The following is a 20,353-nucleotide window of genomic DNA, read 5'->3' as shown; positions in this document are numbered from 1 at the left end:
TGCGGTCGGCTCCCGACCGGAGGGCCCCTCGGCGACCCGTCGGATTCGGCCGCGAGGAAGCCCGGCGGCTGACAGGATCAGCCCATGTCGAACATGTCATCGATGACGTACGTGGGTGTGGGGTCGGTCCTTGAGGAGATCGGCATGGTGCCGCCGGAGAAGGTGCGGAGCGTTCTCGAGGAGTGCGCCAATTACGCGCACGAGGCGCTGGATTCCTACGACACCGCGCGAGCGCTGGAGGATTTCGGCGTGGCGGTCTCGGTTCACGTCGGCGACATCGACAACCTGGAGCAGGACTACGCCAGCCTCCTGGAAGACGCGGCCGCACTCACCGGTGGCGCGGTCACCGTCACCGACGTCACGCTCCACGAGGGCGAAGAGATCGGCGGATCCCGCGACGACGTCCTGGAGTTCGCACGAAACGGCCGGCGCGTCCGCGTCTCGGCCGAGCACTTCGGGGACGGCTACGACTACTTCGACCAAGCGGCGGCCTGCGAGGCCATTGCCGCACTGTGCCCCGATGGCGACTTTGACGACGACTCCGGCGACGACTCCCGCGCGTTCCGCTACGTGGACTTCATACGGGAGGAGAACGAGAGCTACGACAGCATCATGGCCCTCACCACACCCGCGCAGGCCAAGGCACTGGCGAGCGGCCTCGGGTTGACCATCGAGTAACGCGCCCGGTGCGCCACAGGCGCGTGCCCGGTGAACTTCAAGCCCGTGCCCGGTGCGCTACAAGCGCGCCCGGTGCCGTTTGTTCAGCGGATTCCGGAGTCGGGATGTTCGGCATCCCATTCTTGGCGTGCTCGAGCGATGACGTCGCGGTGTTCTGCCGACCAGTCGGCGAGGGCTTTCACCAGATGTGTGAGGCTGTGGCCCATCGCTGTGAGCTCGTACTCGACCTGCGGAGGCACGGTCGGATACACAGTCCGGGTGACAAGCCCGTCCCGTTCCAGCCGACGCACGGTGAGCGTCAGCATCCGCTGCGAGATACCGGGTACGGCGCGTTGTAGCTGCCGGAAACGGCGTACGCCCTGGGCCAGTTCGACCACCACCAGGACCGACCATTTGTCCCCGATCCGGTCGAGCACCTCGCGGATCCCGCAGTCCTCGTGCGCGCCGCCGCAGCTGACGACGGGCTCGGTGGTTACCTCCGTGTGCCCCACTGACATTGAAGTGCCTCCTTACATGCCCTGACACAAACCCGCAGGATGATCCCGGTTACCGAAGAGAACCTACCGGAACGGGAAGACCTTCATGATCCTGGTTACTGGAGCCACGGGCGCCCTGGGCACACTGATCGCCAAACGGCTGGCCGACCGCGACGACACCGTCCTTGGAACGCGCGAACCTCGGCGATTCGAGGCTCCGCTGCCTGTCCGCCGCATCGACTTCGACGATCCCGACACGCTGATCACGGGCTTCCAAGGCGTGGACGTGCTGCTGATGATCTCGGCAGGCTACGGCGAGGACGACACCGTCATAGCCCGGCACGGCAGTGCCATCGACGCGGCTCAGAAGGCCGGTGTGAGGCATGTCGTCTATACGAGCTTGACCGCCGATGGCGACCACCTTCCCTACGCGCTGCCGCACCGCTGGACCGAGCGTCGTCTCCAGCAGAGCGCCATGGGCTGGACGATCCTGCGCAATGGCCTCTATGCAGAGTTGTTGGCCTGGCTGGCGGCGCCGTCGGAGGATGGGCGGATCACTGCCCCACTCGGCAAGGGCCGACTGGCGGCCGTGGCACGCGCGGATCTGGCCGACGCCGCGGTACGGGTGACGGTGGAAGCTGCCGCTCATGCGGGGCACATCTACGAACTCGTCGGTGAGCAGGCCATCGGCGGCACTGATCTGGCGCACGCCCACGGGCCGCACGTCGCCTACGAGCCGGAGACACTCGCCCAGGCCCGCTCCCGCATCGCCGCTTCCGGCGCCAAGCCGTTCCAGGTGCCGATGCTGGTGGGCACCTACTCCGCCATCGCTGCCGGATTCATGTCCCGCACCGGCGGCGACCTGCGACAACTGCTGGGCCGCGAGCCGCGTTCCGCGCTCGCAGCGGCCCTTGCGTAGTTCCCGGAGCAAAGAGCCCGCGCGGCCAGGAAAGTCCCATGCCGGCCAACGCCGCGATCGCACGTGAGCTGAAGGTCAGCGTCAACACGCCGCGCAGGTGGCGGGGACGGCCTTCGCCGCGATCTCGCCACGCGAACTTGTGCGGGGCGGCACTACCGCTCCGTCAGCACGTAGTCCACCCTGCCGAAGGTGATGTGGTCGCCGGGACCGACGGGGACCTCGCCGACCACCCGGCGGCCGTTGACGCAGGTGCCGTTCGTGGAGCCGAGGTCGCGCAGCACCCAGCCCTTGCTTGCGCTGCGGAGTTCGGCGTGGGCGCGGGAGACCGTCTCGTGGTTCAGGCGCAGGCCCGCCCCCGGGGCACGCCCTATGAGCAGGGGGAACGGTCCCGGTTCCGGCAGCAGGAGCTTGGGCAGCCGCTCCGTGCGCCAGGCCCTGCGCACCCTGATGTGGAAGGCGGACACCCGGCCGACCATCCGCAGCAGCGTGCCCTGGATCTTGCCGCGGCTCTCCAAGTCGGCGGTGGCCAGGTCGAGTTCGGAGTGCTGTTGGGCGGTGAGGACGAGTTCCAGGCGCCGCAGAAAGGTGTCCTGGGACAACCGTCCCTGCGCCGCGCCGTCGCGCAGCAGATCGAGGGCGCGTTCCCGGTCGGCATCCGACGGGCGCGCGGGACGCGCGGGGAACTCGAGCGAAGTCATGCCGTGATTGTCCGGCCACCGCGAGCCGCTGTCCAGGCGATGTAGGCGCGCGGGGCGGACGACCCGGTCACGTCGGCCGACTCCCCGGAACGGCCCAGCGCGTTGGCGCATTGTCGGCCCGGCCCGCCCCGCCGGGCTGTCCGGTGGGGCGACGGCATGCTTGGCTCGTGGGAACCGCCGCGATCGAAGGAGGACGGCCGTGCTGTTCGAGGTATGGGCGCCGAGGGCCGGGCAGGTCGTTCTCCAGTGGGCGGGGGACCGGGCCGGGGAACCGCCGGTCGCGATGGAGCGGGACGGCGACCGCGCGGGCTGGTGGCACGCCGAGGCACCGGCCCGCGACGGCGACCGCTACGCCTTCCGGCTCGACGGCGGGCCGCCGCGCCCCGATCCGCGCGCCGCGCGGCTGCCGGACGGCCCCGGCGGGCCCGGCGCGGTCGTCGAGCACGACCGGTTCGGCTGGCGGCATCCGTGGTCCGGTCGCCCGCTGCCCGGCGCGGTCCTCTACGAGCTGCATGTCGGGACGTACACCCCCGAGGGCACCTTCGACGCCGCGGCCGCGCGGCTGCGGCACCTCGCCGATCTGGGGATCAGCCATGTCTCGCTGATGCCGGTCTGCCCGTTTCCGGGCACCCACGGGTGGGGGTACGACGGGGTCGCGCCCTGGGCGGTGCACGAGCCGTACGGCGGGCCGGACGGGTTCAAGCGGTTCGTGGACGCCGCGCACGGCCTCGGCCTGGGAGTCGTCCTCGACGTGGTGCACAACCACCTCGGCCCGTCGGGCAACCATCTCCCGGAGTTCGGGCCGTACTTCACCGAGACCCACCACACGCCGTGGGGAGCGGCGGTCAACCTCGACGCGCCCGGCTCCGACGAGGTGCGCGGCTACCTCATCGGCAGTGCGCTCTCCTGGCTGCGCGACTACCGGCTCGACGGGCTGCGGCTGGACGCCGTCCACGCGCTGCACGACGACCGGACCCCGCACTTCCTGGCCAAGCTGTCCGCCGCCGTGGACGGGCTGGCCGGCCGCCTGGGGCGCCCGCTGTTCCTGGTCGCCGAGTCCGACCTCAACGATCCGCACACCACCGCGCCCCGGGAGCGCGGCGGCCAGGGCCTGCACGCCCAGTGGAACGACGACTTCCACCACGCCCTGCACACCGCGCTCACCGGCGAATCCCAGGGCTACTACGCCGACTTCGCGCGCGCCCCGCTCACCGCCCTCGCCAAGGCGCTGACCGGCGGCTTCTTCCACGACGGTACGTACTCCAGCTTCCGCGGCCGGGTGCACGGCGCACCGCTGGACCTGCACCGCACGCCCGCGTACCGGCTGCTGGCCTACGCCCAGACGCACGACCAGGTCGGCAACCGCGCGCTCGGCGACCGGCTCGCCGCGGGCGTGCCCCCCGGCCTGCTCGCCTGTGCCGCCGCGCTGGTGCTGTGCTCGCCGTTCACCCCGATGCTGTTCATGGGCGAGGAGTGGGGGGCGACCACCCCCTGGCAGTACTTCACCGACCACACGGATCCGGAGCTGGCGGAGGCGGTACGGGCCGGCCGGCGGCGCGAGTTCGCCGCGCACGAGTGGGCGGGCGACAGCGGCGACTGGCCCGACCCCCAGGACCCGGCCACCCGCGACCGCTGCGTCCTGGACTGGTCCGAGCCCACCCGCGCACCCCACGCCCGCCTGCTGGCCTGGCACCGTACGCTGCTGACGCTGCGCCACGAGCTGCCCGCGCTGACCGACCCCGATCCGCGCCACACCGACGTCCGCTTCGACGAGGACGCCCGCTGGCTGCTGCTGCGGCGCGGGCCGCTGCGGGTGGCGGTCAACCTGGGGCGGGACACGACGGCGGAGATCCCGGTGGCGGAGGGGGACACCGGTCTGCAGGCACTGGCGGGCTGGCCCGCGGCCCGGCTCCCCGACCCGGACGGGGTGCTGCGGCTGCCGCCGGAGTCGGTGGTGGTCCTGAGTCCCTAAGGGCTGGTGGTGGTCCCGGGCCCGTAGCGCCCACAGCGCCCGTAGGTGAGGGACACTGGGGGTGTGCCCCTGCGTATCTCCGACCTTCTGGCCAGGCCCGATCTCCGTCTGTCGGTCACCTACGAGGTGCCGCCGCGGCTGCTGGAGCGCACGATCGAGGCGGCGACCGTCTCGGATCTGCTGACGCCGGGCAAGTGGCTGCAGGGCGGTGAACTGCTGATGACCATCGGCCTGTTGCTGCCGATGGAGCCGGCCGCCTGCCGGACCTACGTCCGGGACGTCGCCGAGGGCGGGGCCGCGTGCCTGGCGCTCGGGCTGGGGCAGGGACTGCCGTACCAGGAGGCGCCGGACGTACTGGTGGCGGCGGCCGAGGAGACGGGCCTGCCGCTGCTGACGGTGCCGGACGAGGTGCCGTTCATCGCCGTCACCAAGGCGGTCTTCGACGCCCGGGCCGATGAGCAGCGGGCGGCGCTGCACCGGGCGTTCGCGACCCAGCGGCGGCTGACGGCCGCCGCGGCGGCCGGCGACGGGCTGCGGCCGATGCTGGCGGAGTGGACGGCCGCCACCGGGGTCGGCGCCGCGGTGCTCGACCCGCTGGGGCGCCTGCTGGCGGCGGGTGGGCGCGAGCAGCACCCACCGCCCGCGCAGGCGCGCGAGCTGATCGAGCGGGTCGCCACGCGCGGGCTGCGCGGCAGCGCGTCCAGTACGGCCGCGGGACAGCAGCTGGAGGTGCAGCCGCTGGGTGCGCGGCGGCTGCGCGGGCTGCTGCTGCTCACCGGCCGCCCGGACGAGGCCGCCCGTTCGGTCGTCCCCGGGCTGGTCTCGCTGCTGTCCCTGGAGCTGGAGCGCCGGCATCTGCGCGATGAGCCGGAGCGCCGCCGCAGGTCGGCGCTGCTCTCGGAGCTGCTGGCCGACGAGGATCCGTCCGCCGACCGGGCCCGGGACATGCTGCACTCGGTGGGGCTGACCGCCGAGCGGGTGCGGGGGGTCGTGGTGGAGCCGGTGAGCGGGGACGGTGCGGCCGGTGCCGGACGGCATCCTGGGGACGAGACCGCCGACGCCGCCCAGGAGACGGCCGCCGATCTGGCGCTGGCGATGCCCGGCGGCCTGGTCCGGATCACCGACGCGGCGCCGGGCGGCGCGCCGGGGCGGCTCATCGAGGCGGTGGTCGGCGAGGAACTGGACATCCGCGATGTGCTCGCCCGCTTCGCGCCGCACTGCCCGGCGGGCATCGGCCCGGCCACCGCCCCCGAAGCCGTACGGGTGTCGCTGCGTCAGGCCGCCGGTCTGCTCGCCGTCAGCCGGTCCAGCGGCGAGCCGGAGGAGGCCCGGCAGAGCCGGTCCAGCCGGCTGCTGCTCGACCTCGGTGACCGCCGTACGCTGCACGGCTACGCCGACTCGGTGCTGGGTCCGCTCGATCTCGCGGACAACGGCGAGGAGCTGATCGCCACTCTGGCGGCCTGGCTGGAGACCGGCGGCGCCTGGGACGCCACCAGCCGCCGCCTCGGCGTCCACCGGCACACCGTGCGCAACCGCCTTGACAAGGCCATGGACCTCACCGGCCGCCGCCTCGACGATCCCGACGACCGCTTCGATCTGTGGCTGGCCACCCGCATCCGGCGCGGCGGCGCGCCGTCCGCGCACGCCGCCTCCCGACCCGCTCCCCCGCCGCCCCCGACACCACCAGCCCGGTGACGGATGCCACTGCGCGCCCGCCCCGCCTTTCGTTCTGCCCTCCACACCGTCTTTACTTCGATGGTGACCTATGAGATCCGCACCCTAGAACCCGGCGCCGCCGGCCCAGCCCCCACCGCTCCCGCTTTCGGCTCCGTACGGGGCGGCGGGCGCGGCACCCTGGTGGCCGTCAGCGATCTGCACATCCGCTACAAGGAGAACCGCGAGATCGTCGAGCGGTTAAGACCGCAGTCCGAGGACGACTGGCTGCTGGTCGCCGGCGACGTCGGCGAGTACGTCTCCGACATCCGCTGGGCGCTCGGCCTGCTCAGCGACCGGTTCGCCAAAGTGGTGTGGGTGCCGGGCAACCACGAGCTGTGGACGCCCCCGGACGACCCGGTGCAGCTGCGCGGCGTGGCGCGCTATGAGCATCTGGTGGACATCTGCCGGCAGTTGGGCGTCCTGACGCCGGAGGACCCCTATCCGATCTGGGAGGGCGTCGGCGGGCCCGCGGTCATCGCCCCCCTCTTCCTCCTCTACGACTACACCTTCCGCAAGCCGGGGCTGACGACCAAGCAGGAGGCGCTCGCCCAGGCCGAGGAGGCCGGGGTGGTGTGCACCGACGAGTTCCATCTGCACCCGGATCCCTATCCGACGCGGGAGGCCTGGTGCCAGGCGCGGGTGGCGGCCACCGAGGCCCGGCTCGCCGCCGTCCCGGAGGACCTGCCGACCGTCCTGATCAACCACTGGCCCGTGGTGCGCGAACCCACCCGGCCGCTGTGGTACCCGGAGTTCGCGCTGTGGTGCGGTACGGAGGCGACCGCCGACTGGCCGCGCCGGTTCCGGGCCGCCACCGTCGTCTACGGCCATCTGCACATCCCCCGGCTGCTGATGTGCGACGGCATCCCCCATCAGGAGGTGTCGCTCGGCTATCCGCGGGAATGGCAGCGCCGCTCCGGCGAACCGGGCCGCCCGGTCCAGATCCTGCCCGCCCCGGCCACGGTCGCGCCCGGCGTCACCGGGAGCCACGCATGATCGACAAGTTGCTGCCCGCGCCGATCGTGACCGCCGAGGCCTTTCAGGACGCCCCCCTGTCCGAGATGTTCCCCGAGGAACAGGCGCTGGTGGCCAAGGCCGTGCCCAAGCGCCAGCTGGAGTTCGGCACCGTACGCAGCTGCGCCCGCAGTGCGCTGTCCCGGCTGGGCTTCGCGCCCGCGCCGCTGCTGCCCGGCCGCGACCGGGCGCCGCAGTGGCCGGCCGGCGTCGTCGGCGCGATGACGCACTGCGCCGGCTACCGCGCGGCCGCGGTGGCCCGTCGGCGGGACATAGTGACCGTCGGCCTGGACGCGGAGCCCAATCTGCCCGTGGACGACCCCGGTGTCATCGATCTGGTCACCCTGCCCGAGGAACGCGCCCAGCTCCGCCATCTGGCGGACCTGGAACCGGACGTCAGCTGGGACCGGCTGATCTTCAGCGCCAAGGAGAGCGTCTACAAGGCCTGGTACCCCCTCGCCCAGCGCTGGCTGGGCTTCGAGGACGCCCTGCTGACCCTCGACCCGACGGACGCCACCTTCACCGCCCGTCTCCTCGTCCCCGGCCCCGTCGTCGACGGCAAGGAGCTGACGGAGTTCACCGGGGGGTGGCTGGTCGAGTCCGGGTTCGTGGTGACGGCCATCGCCATGACGGCGTGAGGCGGGGCTGACGGCCCACGGCTGACGGCGACGGGGCCGGCGGCGGGCGGGGGATCCGCCCCGTCCGCCGCCGGCCCCGTGTCGCGTCCGTCAGCCGTCTCTATCGGCTGTCAGGCGTCCTCGTCCGCCGTCAGCCGCAGCGAGATGCTGTTGATGCAGTACCGCTGGTCCGTCGGGGTCGGGTAGCCCTCGCCGGCGAAGACGTGCCCCAGGTGCGAGCCGCACTTCGCGCAGCGGACCTCCGTCCGCACCATGCCGTGGGATCGGTCCTCGATGAGCTCGACCGCCTCGGAGTCCTTGGGGTCGTAGAAGGACGGCCAGCCGCAGTGGCTTTCGAACTTGGTGTCGGAGCGGAAGAGCTCGGCGTCGCAGGCACGGCAGGAGTAGACACCGGCGGTCTTGGTGTCGGTGTACTCGCCGACGAAGGCGGGCTCGGTGCCGGCCTGGCGGAGCACCTGATACTCGGCGGCGGTCAGCTCGGTGCGCCACTGCTCATCGGGCTTGTCGATCTCGTACGGCATCTGGGGTGCCTCCTCCTCAGCTCAGCTGCCCAGGCGGGTCAGGATGGCGGGGCCGAGGTCGGTCACATCGCCCGCGCCCATGGTGAGAACAAGGTCACCGGGCCGGACCATTCCGGCGATCACGTCCGGGACGGCGGCCTGGTCGCTCTCGGCGGTGACAACGGCGCCGGCGGCGCGCGCGGCGTCGATGATCAGGGAGCTGGTGATGCCGGGGATCGGGTCCTCGCGGGCCGGATAGACGTCCAGGACGACGGAGGCGTCGGCGAGGGCCAGGGCCTGGCCCATCTCCACGCCCAGCTCCTGGGTGCGGGAGAAGAGGTGCGGCTGGAAGACGACGAGGATGCGGCTGTCCGAGCCCTCCGTGGCGCCGCGGATGGCCTCCAGGTCGGCGGTCATCTCCGTGGGGTGGTGGGCGTAGGAGTCGATGACCTGGACGCCGGCGGCCTCGCCCTTGAGCTGGAGGCGGCGCTTGACGCCGGTGTACTTGCCGAGGGCGGAGGCGAGGTTGTGCGGCGGCAGGTCCAGGGCGACGCCGGCGGCCAGGGCGGCGACGGCGTTGTGGGCGTAGTGCCGGCCGGGGACGGCGACGGTGAAGGTCAGGATCTTGCCGCTGGTCAGGGTGACGGTGACGTCGCTGGTCAGGCCGCGGGGGTTGACCTTGAGGATGCGGACGTCGGCGTCCGGCGACTCGCCGTAGGTGACGACCTCGATGTCGTAGCGGCCGGAGATCTTGGCGGTCAGCTCGCGGGCGCCGGGGTGGTCGGCGGCGATGACCAGGGTGCCGCCCGGGCGGATGCGGCCGACGAAGGTCTCGAAGGACTCGTAGATCTCGTCCATCGAGGCGTAGTTGGCGTGGTGGTCCAGCTCGACGTTGAGGACGATGGCGACCTCGGGGGCGTACTTGTGGAAGCTGCGGTCGCTCTCGTCGGCCTCGGCGACGAAGATCTCGCCGGCGCCGTGCTCGGCGTTGGAGCCGGGGGCGTCGAGGTCGCCGCCGATGGCGTAGGACGGCTTGAGGCCGAGGGCGCCGAGGGAGACGGCGAGCATGGAGGTCGTCGTCGTCTTGCCGTGGGTGCCCGCCACCGCGATGGGGCGCAGGCCGTCCATGAGGGAGGCGAGGGCGTCGGAGCGGTGCACGACGGGGATGCCGCGCTCATGGGCGGCGGCCAGCTCGGGGTTGTCGGGGCGGATCGCGGAGGAGACCACGACGCTGGTGGCGTCGGCGGCGAGATGCCCGGCGGCATGGCCGATGTGGACCGTGGCGCCGAGGTCGCGCAGGGCCCGGGCGGTCGCGGAGTCCTTGGCGTCGCTGCCCGCCACCTGGGCGCCGCGCTGCGCGAGGATCTTGGCGATGCCCGACATGCCGGCTCCACCGATTCCGATGAAGTGCGGCCGTTCCATCGAGGCTGGGATGGCGGGTGCCATGGTGCGTCTCCCTGATCGTCGATCATCGCGAGCGGTGCTGCTGTCGTTCTTCGTGCTGCCGACGATTCTCGCACCCGGCACCGACAGCGCCGGTCCGCGGACCCCGGCCGGCGACGGCCGGGCGCCGCGGGCCGCTGTTCAGCGGCGGATCAGGCCCTGGGCGGTGGCGGCGGCGACCGCGGACGTGCGCGAGTCCACGCCCAGCTTGGCGTAGATGTGAACAAGGTGTGATTTGACGGTCGCCTGGCTGAGGAAGAGCCGCTTGCTGATCGCGGCGTTGGACAGGCCGTCGGCGACGAGCTGGAGGACCTCGGTCTCCCGGCGGGAGAGCGCGGTGGCCGGGGTCCGCATCCGGTCCATCAGGCGCAGCGCGATGGTGGGCGCGAGCGCGGACTTGCCGGCGGCGGCGGTGCGCACGGCGGCGGCCAGTTCCTCCGGCGGGGCGTCCTTGAGGAGGTAGCCGGTGGCGCCGGCCTCGATGGCGGCGAGGATGTCGGCGTCGGTGTCGTACGTGGTCAGCACCAGGACCCGCGGGGCATCGGGGCGGGCGGTGATCGCGGCGGTGGCCTGGGAGCCGAGCATCCGGCCGCCGAACTGGAGGTCCATGAGGACCACGTCGAGGTCGCGCCCCGCGGCGAGCTCGACGGCCTGCTCGGCGGTGGCGACGTCGGCGACGACCTCGAAGTCCGGTTCGGTCTCCAGGACGGCGCGCAGCCCGGCGCGTACGACGGGGTGGTCGTCGGCGAGCAGCAGCCGGATGACGTCGGCCCCGTCCTGCGGCGGAGCCGGCGTCCCGGGAGAGTCCGTGGTGGTCACGAGGCGGCCTCCGGGGTGGCGGGTGCTGCGGTGCAGGGCAGGGTGACGGCGATGGCGGTGCCCTCTCCGGGGGCGGACTCGACGGCGAGGGTGCCCTGGAGGGCGCGGGCTCTGGCGCGCATCGCGGCGAGGCCGAAGCCGGTGCCGGAGGCCGCCGCGGAGCCCGGTGCGGGCACCTCCGCGGGGACGAATCCGGCGCCGTCGTCGACGACGTCCAGGGCGACCTCGGTGTCCATGTAGCTGAGGGTCAGCTCGACACGGTCGGCGGCGGCGTGCTGCACGGTGTTGGCGAGCGCGGACTGGGCGATGCGCAGCAGGGCGACCTCATGCGGGGTGGGCAGGGCGGTGGGGGCGCCGGAGACCTGGCAGTGCACGGCGAGTCCGGACGTACGGGCGGTGGTGGCGCAGAGCCGTTCCAGGGCGGCGGGCAGCGTCCCCGCCTCCAGGTCGGGCGGGCTCAGCGCGCGTACGAAGCGGCGCGCCTCGGCGAGGTTGTCGACCGCGGCGGTACGGGCCTGCCGGACATGCCCCAGGGCCGTGCCGGGCCGCTCCGGCAGGGCGCGTTCGGCGGCCCGCAGCAGCAGCTGGATGCTGGACAGGCCCTGGGCGAGGGTGTCGTGGATCTCGCGGGCCAGCCGTTCGCGCTCGGCGAGCACACCGGCGGCGTGTTCCGCCGCGGCGAGTTCGCTGCGGGCCGCGGTCAGCTCCTCGATGAGGCGGCGGCGCTGTTCGCTCTCCCGGTAGAGGGCCTGATAGCCGAGGACGACGGCAACGGCGACGGCGGCGCCCAGGGCGGGTCCGAGCACCGTGCCGACGCTCAGGGTGTGGGTGTGCCAGCCGAATCCGGCGATGGCACAGACGGTGGTGGCCGCGACGGCGGGCAGCGCCCAGCGCAGCGGCAGCAGATGCAGCTGGACGAAGAAGAGCGGGAAGGCCAGCCAGACGCCGTCCGGGGTCAGCGCGAGCAGCAGCAGCCAGAGGAGGCCGACGGCGCCGAGCCAGAGGGCGGCGGCGCCCGTGGAGCTGCGGAGCCGGGGCAGCCTGGGGCCGATCGCGTAGACGGCGAACAGCGCGACGGCGGTGGGGATGACGGCCGGGGCGTCCGGCGCGTGGTCGGCGACCGCGCGTACGGCGGCGAGCCCGAGCAGCGCGGCCACCATCAGATGCAGGCAGCTGCGCAGGACCCGCAGGACGGGGGTGAGGGAGTGATCGGTCACGGCTTCTTCGGTCACGGCCTCTTCAGGCTAAGGGCCGCCTTCACCTGCGGCATCAATCGAAGGGTTGATCCCGGGGCGCACCTTTCGACGCCGGTGAACCACTCCGCGGCGCGATGTCGGGGCCCTACCCGGGAGGCGACGGTGGACACCAGCCGCCGGGCAGTGCGTCCGGCGCCCGGATCCGAGGAGAGCAGAGCCGGTGTTCGTCGCCTGGAGAGACCTGAGATTCGCCAAGGGGCGGTTCGCCCTGATGGGCACCGTCATCGTGCTGATCACGGTGCTGGTGGGTCTGCTGTCCGGCCTGACCGCGGGCCTGGGCCGGGAGAACACCTCGGCGATCACCGCGCTGCCCGCCGACCACCTGGTGTTCTCCGCACCCGCCGGGGACGACGAGGTCGCCTTCACCGATTCTCGGCTGCCGGAGCGGACCGTACGGCAGTGGGCCCGGGTGCCGGGCGTACGGTCCGCCGAACCACTGGGGATCGCCACGGCGAAGGCCGGTGCGCACGGGCGGACGGCCGCGGTGTCGGTGTTCGGAATCCGCCCGGGTTCGCGGCTGGGCCCGGACACCGGGCAGGTCGGCGAGGGTGCGGTGGTGCTGTCCGAGAAGGCCGCCGAGTCGCTCGGTGTGCGGGCCGGAGGGTCGTTGACGCTGGGCGGCCGTACGTTGCGCGTCGCGGCGGTGTCGAGCTCGGCGATGTACAGCCACACACCGGTGGTCTGGACGGCGCTCGGTGACTGGGCGAGGCTGTCGGGCGCCAACGGGAGCCGGGGCCGCGGCTCCGCTCCCGCCACGGAGGCGACCGTGCTGGCCCTGTCCACCACCGGGAGCGCCGATCTGGCGGCCGCCGACAAGAGGCTGGGCACCCGGACCGTCACGACCGACGACGCGCTGCGGGCGATCGGCTCGTACTCCGCCGAGAACGGCTCGCTGCAGCTGATGCGGGGCTTTCTGTTCGCCATCTCCGCGCTGGTCATCGGGGCGTTCTTCACGGTGTGGACGATCCAGCGCAGCGGCGATGTCGCCGTGCTGAAGGCGCTGGGCGCCTCGACCCGCTATCTGCTGCGGGACGCGCTCGGCCAGGCCGTCGTCCTGCTGGTGATCGGTACGGGCCTGGGTACCGCCGTGGCGGCGGGGGTGGGTGCCGGGATCGGCGGCACGGTGCCGTTCGTGCTCGATCCGTCCACCGTGCTGATCCCCGCCCTGATCATGATCGCGCTGGGTGCCGTGGGCGCCGCGCTGTCCATCCGCCGCATCACGTCCGTAGACCCGCTGACCGCCCTGGGAAGTGCCCGATGAGCCTCGAACTGACCGATGTGACCCTCAGCTACCCCGACGGCGGGGCCCGGCTGACCGCGCTGGACGAGGTCTCGCTGTCCGTGCCCGCCGGGTGTCTGACCGCCGTGATCGGGCCGTCCGGGTCCGGGAAGTCCAGTCTGCTCGCGGTCGCCGCGACGCTGATCGGCCCGGACAGCGGACGGGTGGTGATCGACGGCACGGACACCGCGGGCCTCGGCCGCGGCGAGCTGACGGCGCTGCGCCGCACCACGATCGGCACGGTCTTCCAGCAGCCGAATCTGCTGCCTTCCCTGACCGCCGTCGAGCAGCTACAGGTGATGGCCCATCTCGACGGCCGCTCGCCCCGTAGGGCACGAACCCGGGCGCTGGAGCTGCTGGCGGCGGTCGGGCTGGACGGGCAGGCCCATCGGCGCCCGCACCAGCTGTCGGGCGGACAGCGGCAGCGGATCAACATCGCCCGGGCGCTGATGAACGAGCCCGCCGTGCTGCTGGTGGACGAGCCGACCAGCGCACTGGACCACGAACGCGGCGCCGCGGTCCTGGATCTGCTGCTCGCCCTCACCCATCAGCGCGCCACCGCGACGGTGCTGGTCACCCACGACCCCGCGCACCTGGGCGCGGCCCACGAGATCGCGGAGGTACGCGACGGGCGGCTGCGTCCAGGGGTCGGCGCCCCTTCCTGACGGCCACTGCGGCACAGTTCCCGACGGCCCCTGGGGGGTGCATCCCGCCCCGTACACCCGCGCGGGGTGCGGGTACGCCAACCGGGTGGCGTACCCGCACCCCGCACGCGAGGTTCGGACCGCGCACGCGAAGTCAGGCAGACCCCTGGGGCTGGTCGTCCGCGGCGTGCGAGAAGAGCTTGAGCACCGGGACGCCGACCTTGTGGCGGGCGCGGGAGGCCCAGTCGCGGTGGAAGAACTCCTCGACGAAGTGCGGGGTGGTCAGCACGATCACCTCGTCCGCCCCGGTCTCGTCGACGACGGAGCGCAGCAGGTCCAGCGGATGGGCCTCGACCACCTGTCCGATGGCCTCCGCGCCCGCGTCGCGCAGCGCTTGCAGGGTGTGGGACAGGGCGAGGTCGGCGGGGGCGTCCGCCGCTCTGCCTCCCGGTTCCTCCCCCTCCCGTACGGCGTCGTCGAACTCGCCGAGGGCCACGTCGTCGATGGCCCGCAGCAGTACGTCCTGCTTGCCGCGCGGCTGCATCAGGACGACGAACGACATCGGGTCGTCGCCGTGCAGGGTCGTCACAAACTCCACGTCGGCGGGCGTCAGTGGCTTCTCGATCATCAATACGCTCGTGAACACGACGGACGCCCTTCTTGGCTTAGGGGCACTGCGGCACGCGGTACCCGACAGAAACCATCCTGCCCCGTCGCCACACAGGGCTGCTGGCTTTTAGTGTGCCCAAAGGAAGCTAAGCGGAACAGATAATTCCGCTGTTTTCAGGACCGACGGTAGCGAGTGAACAGAAACCCGGCCTCCTCCAATACGGACGCCAGGGCGAACCGCTCGGGAACCGGGACCGCAGGTCCGTTCATGATCCTCGGCGCTGCGCCCACGGCGACCACCGGAGCCAGCGTCAGACACATCTCGTCCAGCGCTCCGGCCGCCGCGAACTGACCCAGCAGCCGCGGCCCGCCCTCCGTGAGCAGCCGGGTGTGTCCCCGCCCGGCCAGCACCCCGGCCACCCGGGCCGGATCGACGCCCAGCCCCTCACCGGCGAAGAGCACCTCGACCCCCGCCTCCCGGGCCTTCGCCACCCGGTCCGCCGGCGCGCCCGCACCGGTCAGTACGAGGGTGGGGGCCAGCGGCTCGGTGAACAGGGGCAGGCCGAAGTCCAACCCGAGACCGGCGGTGACCACGGCGATGGCGGGGGCCGGGCCCTGGCCCGCGGCGGCCCGGCGGGCGGCGAACGCCTCCCGGGCGCGGGCCGGCCGGTAGCCCTCCTGCCGTACCGTTTCTGCCCCTACCACCACGACATCCGCGAGCGCCCGCAGCACCCCGAAGATCCGCATGTCGGCGTCGCCGGAGAGCGGCTGCGAGCGGCCCTCGTGATGCGCCGCGCCGTCCATCGACGACACCATGTTGGCGCGCAGCCATCCGCCCCGCCGCGCGTACGCCGGGTCGTCCGGCGCCGGATACGCGTAGGCCTCGGCCAGCTCGTCCAGGGTCCACTCCCGGTCGGTGGGACCGGGCGGCGGCGCCGCGGCGTCCGTGCCGTCGGGGGAGGTCGCGGACGGGGCGGGGAGGGGGAACAGGCGTCGCATGGCGGCAGTGTGACATGCCTCGCTCGGCGGACCGGCCGATACCGCCGAGGAGATAGGCTGGACGGCTGTGTCACCTTCCCAGCCCTCTTCCCCGCAGCCCGACCCGATCGCCGGACCGCCGGCTGACGGGGACGACATGGCGCCCACCGCGCTCACCTCCCGCGCCCCGCACGTCCCGGCCGACCGCCTGGTCGCCGAGATGGTGCCGCCGCCGCGCTTCCAGGACGCCCGCTTCGACACCTACATCCCGGACGCCCGGCAGCCCAGCCAGGCCGAGGCCGTCCAGGTCCTGAGCGACTTCGCGGACGGCATCGACGCCGGGGCCGGCGCGGGCACCGCCAAGCGGCGCTGGTTCGCCAGGAAGCCGGCGGCCCCCAAGGGCCCGCGCGGCGTCTATCTGGACGGCGGCTACGGCGTCGGCAAGACCCACCTGCTCGCCTCCCTGTGGCACGCCACCCCCGCCCCGGCCGAACGCAAGGCCTTCGGCACCTTCGTCGAGCTGACCAACCTCGTCGGCGCGCTCGGCTTCCAGCAGACCGTCCGCACGCTCGGCGACCACAAGCTGCTGTGCATCGACGAGTTCGAGCTGGACGACCCCGGCGACACGGTCCTGGTCTCCACCCTGCTCGGCAAGCTGGTGGACGCCGGCGTGGCGCTGGCCGCCACGTCCAACACCCTGCCCGGCAAGCTCGGCGAGGGCCGGTTCGCCGCCGCCGACTTCCTGCGCGAGATCCAGGGCCTGAGCGCCCACTTCCGCCCGCTGCGGATCGACGGCGAGGACTACCGCCACCGCGGTCTGCCCGAGGCCCCCGCCCCGTACGACACCGAGACCGTCACCCGCACCGCCTATCGCACGCCCGGTGCCTCGCTCGACGACTTCCCCTCCCTGCTGGACCACCTGTCGAAGGTGCACCCCAGCCGCTACGGCGCGATGTGCGACGGCGTCGAGGCGGTCTGCCTCACCGATGTCCAGGCGGTCCCCGACCAGTCCACCGCGCTGCGCCTGGTGGTCCTCGCCGACCGGCTCTACGACCGCGAGGTGCCCGTACTGACCTCCGGCAAGGCCTTCGACGAGCTGTTCAGCGACGAGATGCTGCGCGGCGGCTACCGCAAGAAGTACTTCCGGGCGATCTCCCGCCTGACGGCCCTGGCCCGCGACGCCAAGCCGCTGGTCGCCGGCGAGGCGGCGTAGGGGTTCCCCGGGCCCTGCCCGGCCGATCCGCCGGGAGGGCTACCTCTTCCCGTAGTGCCGGGCCAGGGCGTGGAACGCCTCCTTGGGCTCCCAGTCGCCGCGCTCCCCGTCCAGCACCTTGACGATGCCGTACGACCCCAGGTCCACGTCCCGGAGCGGATCCTCGCGGTGCGGCAGGGCGTAGCAGGCGAAGCTGAACCAGAAGGTCGTGTCGATCCCCTCCTCCTCGAAGAGCGGCAGCAAGTCGTCCATGTAGCGGACCTGTTCGGTCTCGTCCCGCACGGTCCCCGGGGTGACGGTGTCGTCCGGCTGGACGACGAGCCAGCCGGCCGCACCCATGTCCCCGGCTCCGCGGTAGGCACAGCAGCCGACCTCGGTGACCACGACCGGCTTGCCGTGCGCGAAGTCCGCCCGCAGGTCCTCGCGGTAGGTGGCGGCGTTGCGGCCGCTGCGGTACGCGTCGACGCCGACGATGTCGAACGGCGTCCAGTCGATGTGCTCGATGGGGATCGACGCGTAGCTGAGCGGGCCGCCGAACCGCGGCCGGACGGCCCCGGCCACCTCGGCGAGGAAGGCGTTGACCCGCTCCGGGATCGCGGCGAGCGCCCGCTCACGCACCTCCGGTGCGGCGCGCAGCGGCTCCATACGGTCGTTGAAGGTATCGCCGGGCAGGTAGCCGCGGTTGAAGATGCTGATCTCGCAGCCGGTGGCCAGCACGACATCGGCCCCTTGGCGCCGCAGTTCCTCGGCGCGGTCCGCGCACTCGACGAAGTACGGCAGGAGCTGATCCTCCGTCATTTCGCAGGGGAACGGCGAGTACCAGACCGCGAGCCCGGCCTCCGCCGCGGCCTCGGCCGCCGCGCTGATGCGCCCGGGGTCGCCACCGGTGATGCGCACGGTGTTGCAGTGCAGATCCTCGGCGATGACCCGCATGTCGCGCGCCGCGAGGTCGGGGGTGAATCGGGGGTTCGTGTTGTCGCCGTTCGGAAACGTTCCGGTGTCGTACTGCACGCCCTTGCCGCGCATGGCACTCCTTAAGGTTCGTCGCGTATCTTACCTACGGCGTAAGATACACACCGTGCCTAAAGCTGTAAACGGTGAGACACCGCCCCCGGGGCGCCGGCGCAGGGGTGCCGCGCTGGAAGCCGCCCTGCTGGACGCCGCCTGGGAGGAACTCCTCGCCGTCGGCTACCACGACCTGACGTACGAGGGCGTGGCGGGCCGCGCCCGCACCAGCCGGACGGTGCTCTACCGGCGCTGGCCCGAGCGCCGCGACCTGGCCCTGGCCGCCCTGCGGCACCGCACGCCGCCGCTGCCTCCGCCGCCACCGGACACCGGCGCGCTGCGCACCGACGTCCTCGCGCTGCTCGACCAGATCACCACCCGCCTGTCGGCGATCACCCCCGTCCTGGAGGTGCTCACCGACAGCCGGACCCGCGGCACCGACCTGGGCGATTTCCTGGCGGAGCGCTCACGCGAGGCCGACGGGGGCGCGATGGCGGAGGTGCTCGGCCGCGCGGCCCGGCGCGGTGAGCTCGATCCGTCCCGGATCCCCGCCCGGGTCGCCGCCCTTCCGATCACCCTCGTGGCCAGCGGGATGCTGATCACCCATCACGCCCCCCCGGAGGCCGAAGTCGCCGCGATGGTCGACGAGATGTTCCTCCCGCTGATCGCGCACTACGGCCGGGGCGGCACCCGGACCGCGGACTCCGCGGTGGATCGGGAAGAGTGACCGTCCCGCGCAGCCTGGTTCCCGGGGGCGCGGGTGCGTGGTACACACAAGCGGGTTACGTCACCTGTCCGCCAACAGGGAGTTGCCCATGTCTGCGACACGACGTCAGATGCTGACGAGAGCCGGTGCGTTGGGGGTTTCCCTCGCCTTCTCCGGGAACGTCACCGAGGTCTTCGCCGGGACCGCGACCGCCCAGGGCATGGGGCGGCGCGGCTACGGCCCGCTGGTCCCGGATCCGGCCGGTCTGCTCGATCTGCCCAAGGGCTTCCGGTACAAGGTCCTCTCCAAGGAGGGCGACCCGCTGCCCTCCGGGGAGGGCAGGGTGCCGAGCAACTGCGACGGTATGGCTGCCTTCCCCGGTTCTCCCGGCAGCCACGGCGGCACCTATCTGGTCCGCAACCACGAGAACCGAACCGGCTCCCGCTCCGCCGTCCCCCGGGTCCCCGACCTGACGTACGACCCCGGTGGCGAGGGCGGCTGCACGGCACTGGAGCTCGACCGGAACAACACCGTGCGCTCCGAACGGGTCGCCATCGCCGGTACCTCCACCAACTGCGCGGGCGGCCACACCCCGTGGAACACCTGGCTGACCTGCGAGGAGACCGAGTTCCGGGCCGGCGATGAGAACTACACCAAGGACCACGGCTTCATCTTCGAGGTCGATCCGTACGACCCCCGGCGCACCGGAGCCGTCCCGCTGACCGCCATGGGGCGCTTCCAGCACGAGGCGATCGCCGTGGACCCCGGCACCGGCACGGTCTACGAGACCGAGGACGCCTTCGAGAAGCCGTTCGGGCTCTTCTACCGCTTTCTGCCGAAGAAGCCGATGGGCGGGCGCGGTTCGCTCCGGGCCGGCGGCCGGCTGCAGGCGCTGCGCGTCCCAGGAGTGCCGGACCTGTCCACCATCCAGGAGCCCGGCACCACCTTCGACCGCGTCGAGTGGGTGGACGTCCCCGACCCGCTCGCCCGCGAAACCCCCATCCGCTTCCAGGACTTCGGCCCCCAGGGCATCACCCACGCCCAGAAGCTGGAGGGCTGCTACTGGGGCGGCTGCTGCGTCTACTTCGTCTCCAGCTTCGCCCACCGCGCCGACGGTTCGGCGGCGGACCACTACGGCCAGGTCTGGAAGTACGACCCGAAGCGGCGGCGCCTGACCCAGGTCGTCGTCTTCGGGCCGGACACCGATCTGCAGCTCCCCGGCGAGTCCCCCGACAACATCTGCCTGGCGCCCAGCGGCGGCCTGATGGTCTGTGAGGACGGCGAGGGCGCCCAGCACGTCTTCGGCCTCACCCGGCACGGCGAGGTCTACGCGATGGCGCGCGGCCGGCAGAACATCGGCACCCCGCAGAAGCCGGAGTGGGGCGAATTCGCCGGCGTGACCTTCTCCCCCGACCACCGCACGATGTACGTCAACTGCTACACACCGGGAACGACGTTCGCGGTGACCGGGCCCTGGCAGCACTGACGCGGCGGGACGCCCCCGACAGGGCGACACCCGGCCGACCACGGGGTGGCCGGTCGCGTCGCGGCGTCCTTGTGGCGACCGCGCGGCGCCCGGTCACCCCGAGCAGGCGGAGCGCTGGGCCTCCTGCCATTCGCACACCGGGCAGAGCACGATGCCGGGGCGGTCGACCGGATACTCGGTGGGACGGCCGCAGTGCAGGCAGTCGGCTCGGGGCGCGGGGGCGGTCGTGTCCTCGGCGGCGCTCGTGGTCGTGCCCGCGGTGGTGGTCGGGTGGTCGTCGGTGCCTGGCATGGTGCCGAGCGTACGC

General features: G+C 72.8%; 21 protein-coding genes. 11 read left to right on the top strand and 10 right to left on the bottom strand.

The window, feature by feature from the left end; genetic code table 11:
* Window positions 1–84 precede the first annotated feature (84 nt).
* A complete protein-coding gene (locus WAB15_RS31560; protein WP_407288304.1) occupies window positions 85–678 on the top strand; it encodes a hypothetical protein in 594 nt (197 codons plus the stop codon).
* Between the two features lie 83 nt (window positions 679–761).
* Here WAB15_RS31560 and WAB15_RS31555 read toward each other — a convergent pair whose 3' ends face one another.
* Window positions 762–1,175, bottom strand: a complete 414-nt coding sequence (locus WAB15_RS31555; RefSeq protein WP_407288303.1) for a winged helix-turn-helix transcriptional regulator — start codon at window positions 1,173–1,175, stop codon at window positions 762–764.
* Window positions 1,176–1,260: 85 nt separating this feature from the next.
* Here WAB15_RS31555 and WAB15_RS31550 point away from each other — a divergent pair, with 85 nt between their 5' ends.
* The gene (locus tag WAB15_RS31550; protein WP_407288302.1) at window positions 1,261–2,073 is read left to right on the top strand and encodes an NAD(P)H-binding protein; all 813 of its coding nucleotides are present in this window, start codon (window positions 1,261–1,263) and stop codon (window positions 2,071–2,073) included.
* 152 nt (window positions 2,074–2,225) lie between these two features.
* Here WAB15_RS31550 and WAB15_RS31545 read toward each other — a convergent pair whose 3' ends face one another.
* Window positions 2,226–2,771: an FHA domain-containing protein gene (locus WAB15_RS31545; RefSeq protein ID WP_399146268.1), complete on the bottom strand. Its 546-nt coding sequence runs from the start codon at window positions 2,769–2,771 to the stop codon at window positions 2,226–2,228.
* 199 nt (window positions 2,772–2,970) lie between these two features.
* Here WAB15_RS31545 and treZ point away from each other — a divergent pair, with 199 nt between their 5' ends.
* From treZ to WAB15_RS31525, 4 genes are all read left to right on the top strand, one after another.
* Complete coding sequence (gene treZ, locus WAB15_RS31540) at window positions 2,971–4,743, top strand: malto-oligosyltrehalose trehalohydrolase (RefSeq protein ID WP_399146267.1); 1,773 nt, start codon at window positions 2,971–2,973, stop codon at window positions 4,741–4,743.
* A 63-nt stretch (window positions 4,744–4,806) separates the two neighbouring features.
* Entirely contained in the window at window positions 4,807–6,438 is a 1,632-nt protein-coding gene (locus WAB15_RS31535) for a PucR family transcriptional regulator (RefSeq protein ID WP_407288301.1), read from the top strand.
* A gap of 63 nt (window positions 6,439–6,501) precedes the next feature.
* Complete coding sequence (locus WAB15_RS31530; protein ID WP_399146407.1) at window positions 6,502–7,452, top strand: metallophosphoesterase family protein; 951 nt, start codon at window positions 6,502–6,504, stop codon at window positions 7,450–7,452.
* Window positions 7,449–8,108: a 4'-phosphopantetheinyl transferase gene (locus WAB15_RS31525; RefSeq protein ID WP_393488802.1), complete on the top strand. Its 660-nt coding sequence runs from the start codon at window positions 7,449–7,451 to the stop codon at window positions 8,106–8,108. Before WAB15_RS31530 ends, WAB15_RS31525 begins: the two co-directional genes overlap by 4 nt.
* A gap of 110 nt (window positions 8,109–8,218) precedes the next feature.
* Here WAB15_RS31525 and msrB read toward each other — a convergent pair whose 3' ends face one another.
* From msrB to WAB15_RS31505, 4 genes are all read right to left on the bottom strand, one after another.
* Window positions 8,219–8,629 carry a peptide-methionine (R)-S-oxide reductase MsrB gene (gene msrB, locus WAB15_RS31520; RefSeq protein WP_399146265.1) on the bottom strand — a complete coding sequence of 137 codons (411 nt, stop codon included), beginning with the start codon at window positions 8,627–8,629 and terminating at the stop codon, window positions 8,219–8,221.
* 21 nt (window positions 8,630–8,650) lie between these two features.
* Complete coding sequence (murC, locus tag WAB15_RS31515) at window positions 8,651–10,054, bottom strand: UDP-N-acetylmuramate--L-alanine ligase (RefSeq protein ID WP_407288300.1); 1,404 nt, start codon at window positions 10,052–10,054, stop codon at window positions 8,651–8,653.
* Between the two features lie 138 nt (window positions 10,055–10,192).
* Window positions 10,193–10,870 carry a response regulator gene (locus tag WAB15_RS31510; RefSeq protein WP_407288299.1) on the bottom strand — a complete coding sequence of 226 codons (678 nt, stop codon included), beginning with the start codon at window positions 10,868–10,870 and terminating at the stop codon, window positions 10,193–10,195.
* Window positions 10,867–12,102 carry a sensor histidine kinase gene (locus WAB15_RS31505; RefSeq protein ID WP_407288298.1) on the bottom strand — a complete coding sequence of 412 codons (1,236 nt, stop codon included), beginning with the start codon at window positions 12,100–12,102 and terminating at the stop codon, window positions 10,867–10,869. Before WAB15_RS31505 ends, WAB15_RS31510 begins: the two co-directional genes overlap by 4 nt.
* 184 nt (window positions 12,103–12,286) lie before the next feature.
* Between WAB15_RS31505 and WAB15_RS31500 the strand changes: the two genes are divergently transcribed.
* Window positions 12,287–13,387, top strand: coding sequence for an ABC transporter permease (locus WAB15_RS31500; RefSeq protein ID WP_407288297.1), 1,101 nt, complete (start codon window positions 12,287–12,289; stop codon window positions 13,385–13,387).
* The gene (locus WAB15_RS31495; protein WP_407288296.1) at window positions 13,384–14,070 is read left to right on the top strand and encodes an ABC transporter ATP-binding protein; all 687 of its coding nucleotides are present in this window, start codon (window positions 13,384–13,386) and stop codon (window positions 14,068–14,070) included. The genes WAB15_RS31500 and WAB15_RS31495 overlap by 4 nt, the downstream gene beginning before the upstream one ends.
* A gap of 133 nt (window positions 14,071–14,203) precedes the next feature.
* Here WAB15_RS31495 and WAB15_RS31490 read toward each other — a convergent pair whose 3' ends face one another.
* Window positions 14,204–14,677 carry an indole-3-glycerol phosphate synthase gene (locus WAB15_RS31490; protein WP_393488789.1) on the bottom strand — a complete coding sequence of 158 codons (474 nt, stop codon included), beginning with the start codon at window positions 14,675–14,677 and terminating at the stop codon, window positions 14,204–14,206.
* Window positions 14,678–14,832: 155 nt separating this feature from the next.
* Window positions 14,833–15,657 carry a pyrimidine reductase family protein gene (locus WAB15_RS31485; protein ID WP_407288295.1) on the bottom strand — a complete coding sequence of 275 codons (825 nt, stop codon included), beginning with the start codon at window positions 15,655–15,657 and terminating at the stop codon, window positions 14,833–14,835.
* Window positions 15,658–15,724: 67 nt separating this feature from the next.
* Here WAB15_RS31485 and zapE point away from each other — a divergent pair, with 67 nt between their 5' ends.
* Window positions 15,725–16,849, top strand: coding sequence for a cell division protein ZapE (gene zapE, locus WAB15_RS31480; RefSeq protein ID WP_407288294.1), 1,125 nt, complete (start codon window positions 15,725–15,727; stop codon window positions 16,847–16,849).
* A 39-nt stretch (window positions 16,850–16,888) separates the two neighbouring features.
* Here zapE and WAB15_RS31475 read toward each other — a convergent pair whose 3' ends face one another.
* Window positions 16,889–17,875, bottom strand: coding sequence for a hypothetical protein (locus WAB15_RS31475; protein WP_407288293.1), 987 nt, complete (start codon window positions 17,873–17,875; stop codon window positions 16,889–16,891).
* A 52-nt stretch (window positions 17,876–17,927) separates the two neighbouring features.
* Here WAB15_RS31475 and WAB15_RS31470 point away from each other — a divergent pair, with 52 nt between their 5' ends.
* Together WAB15_RS31470 and WAB15_RS31465 are read left to right on the top strand one after the other, a co-directional pair.
* Window positions 17,928–18,581: a TetR-like C-terminal domain-containing protein gene (locus WAB15_RS31470; RefSeq protein WP_407288292.1), complete on the top strand. Its 654-nt coding sequence runs from the start codon at window positions 17,928–17,930 to the stop codon at window positions 18,579–18,581.
* An 88-nt stretch (window positions 18,582–18,669) separates the two neighbouring features.
* On the top strand, window positions 18,670–20,046 hold the full coding sequence (locus WAB15_RS31465; protein WP_407288291.1) for an alkaline phosphatase PhoX: 1,377 nt from the start codon (window positions 18,670–18,672) through the stop codon (window positions 20,044–20,046).
* Between the two features lie 93 nt (window positions 20,047–20,139).
* Here WAB15_RS31465 and WAB15_RS31460 read toward each other — a convergent pair whose 3' ends face one another.
* Window positions 20,140–20,337 carry a hypothetical protein gene (locus tag WAB15_RS31460; protein WP_399146254.1) on the bottom strand — a complete coding sequence of 66 codons (198 nt, stop codon included), beginning with the start codon at window positions 20,335–20,337 and terminating at the stop codon, window positions 20,140–20,142.
* Window positions 20,338–20,353 lie beyond the last annotated feature (16 nt).

The organism is Streptomyces sirii, assembly GCF_045690365.1.
Classification (GTDB): Bacteria; Actinomycetota; Actinomycetes; order Streptomycetales; family Streptomycetaceae; genus Streptomyces; species Streptomyces sirii.
Note: the sequence above shows the minus strand (reverse complement) of the source record. Positions and strands in the feature narration are given on the sequence as shown.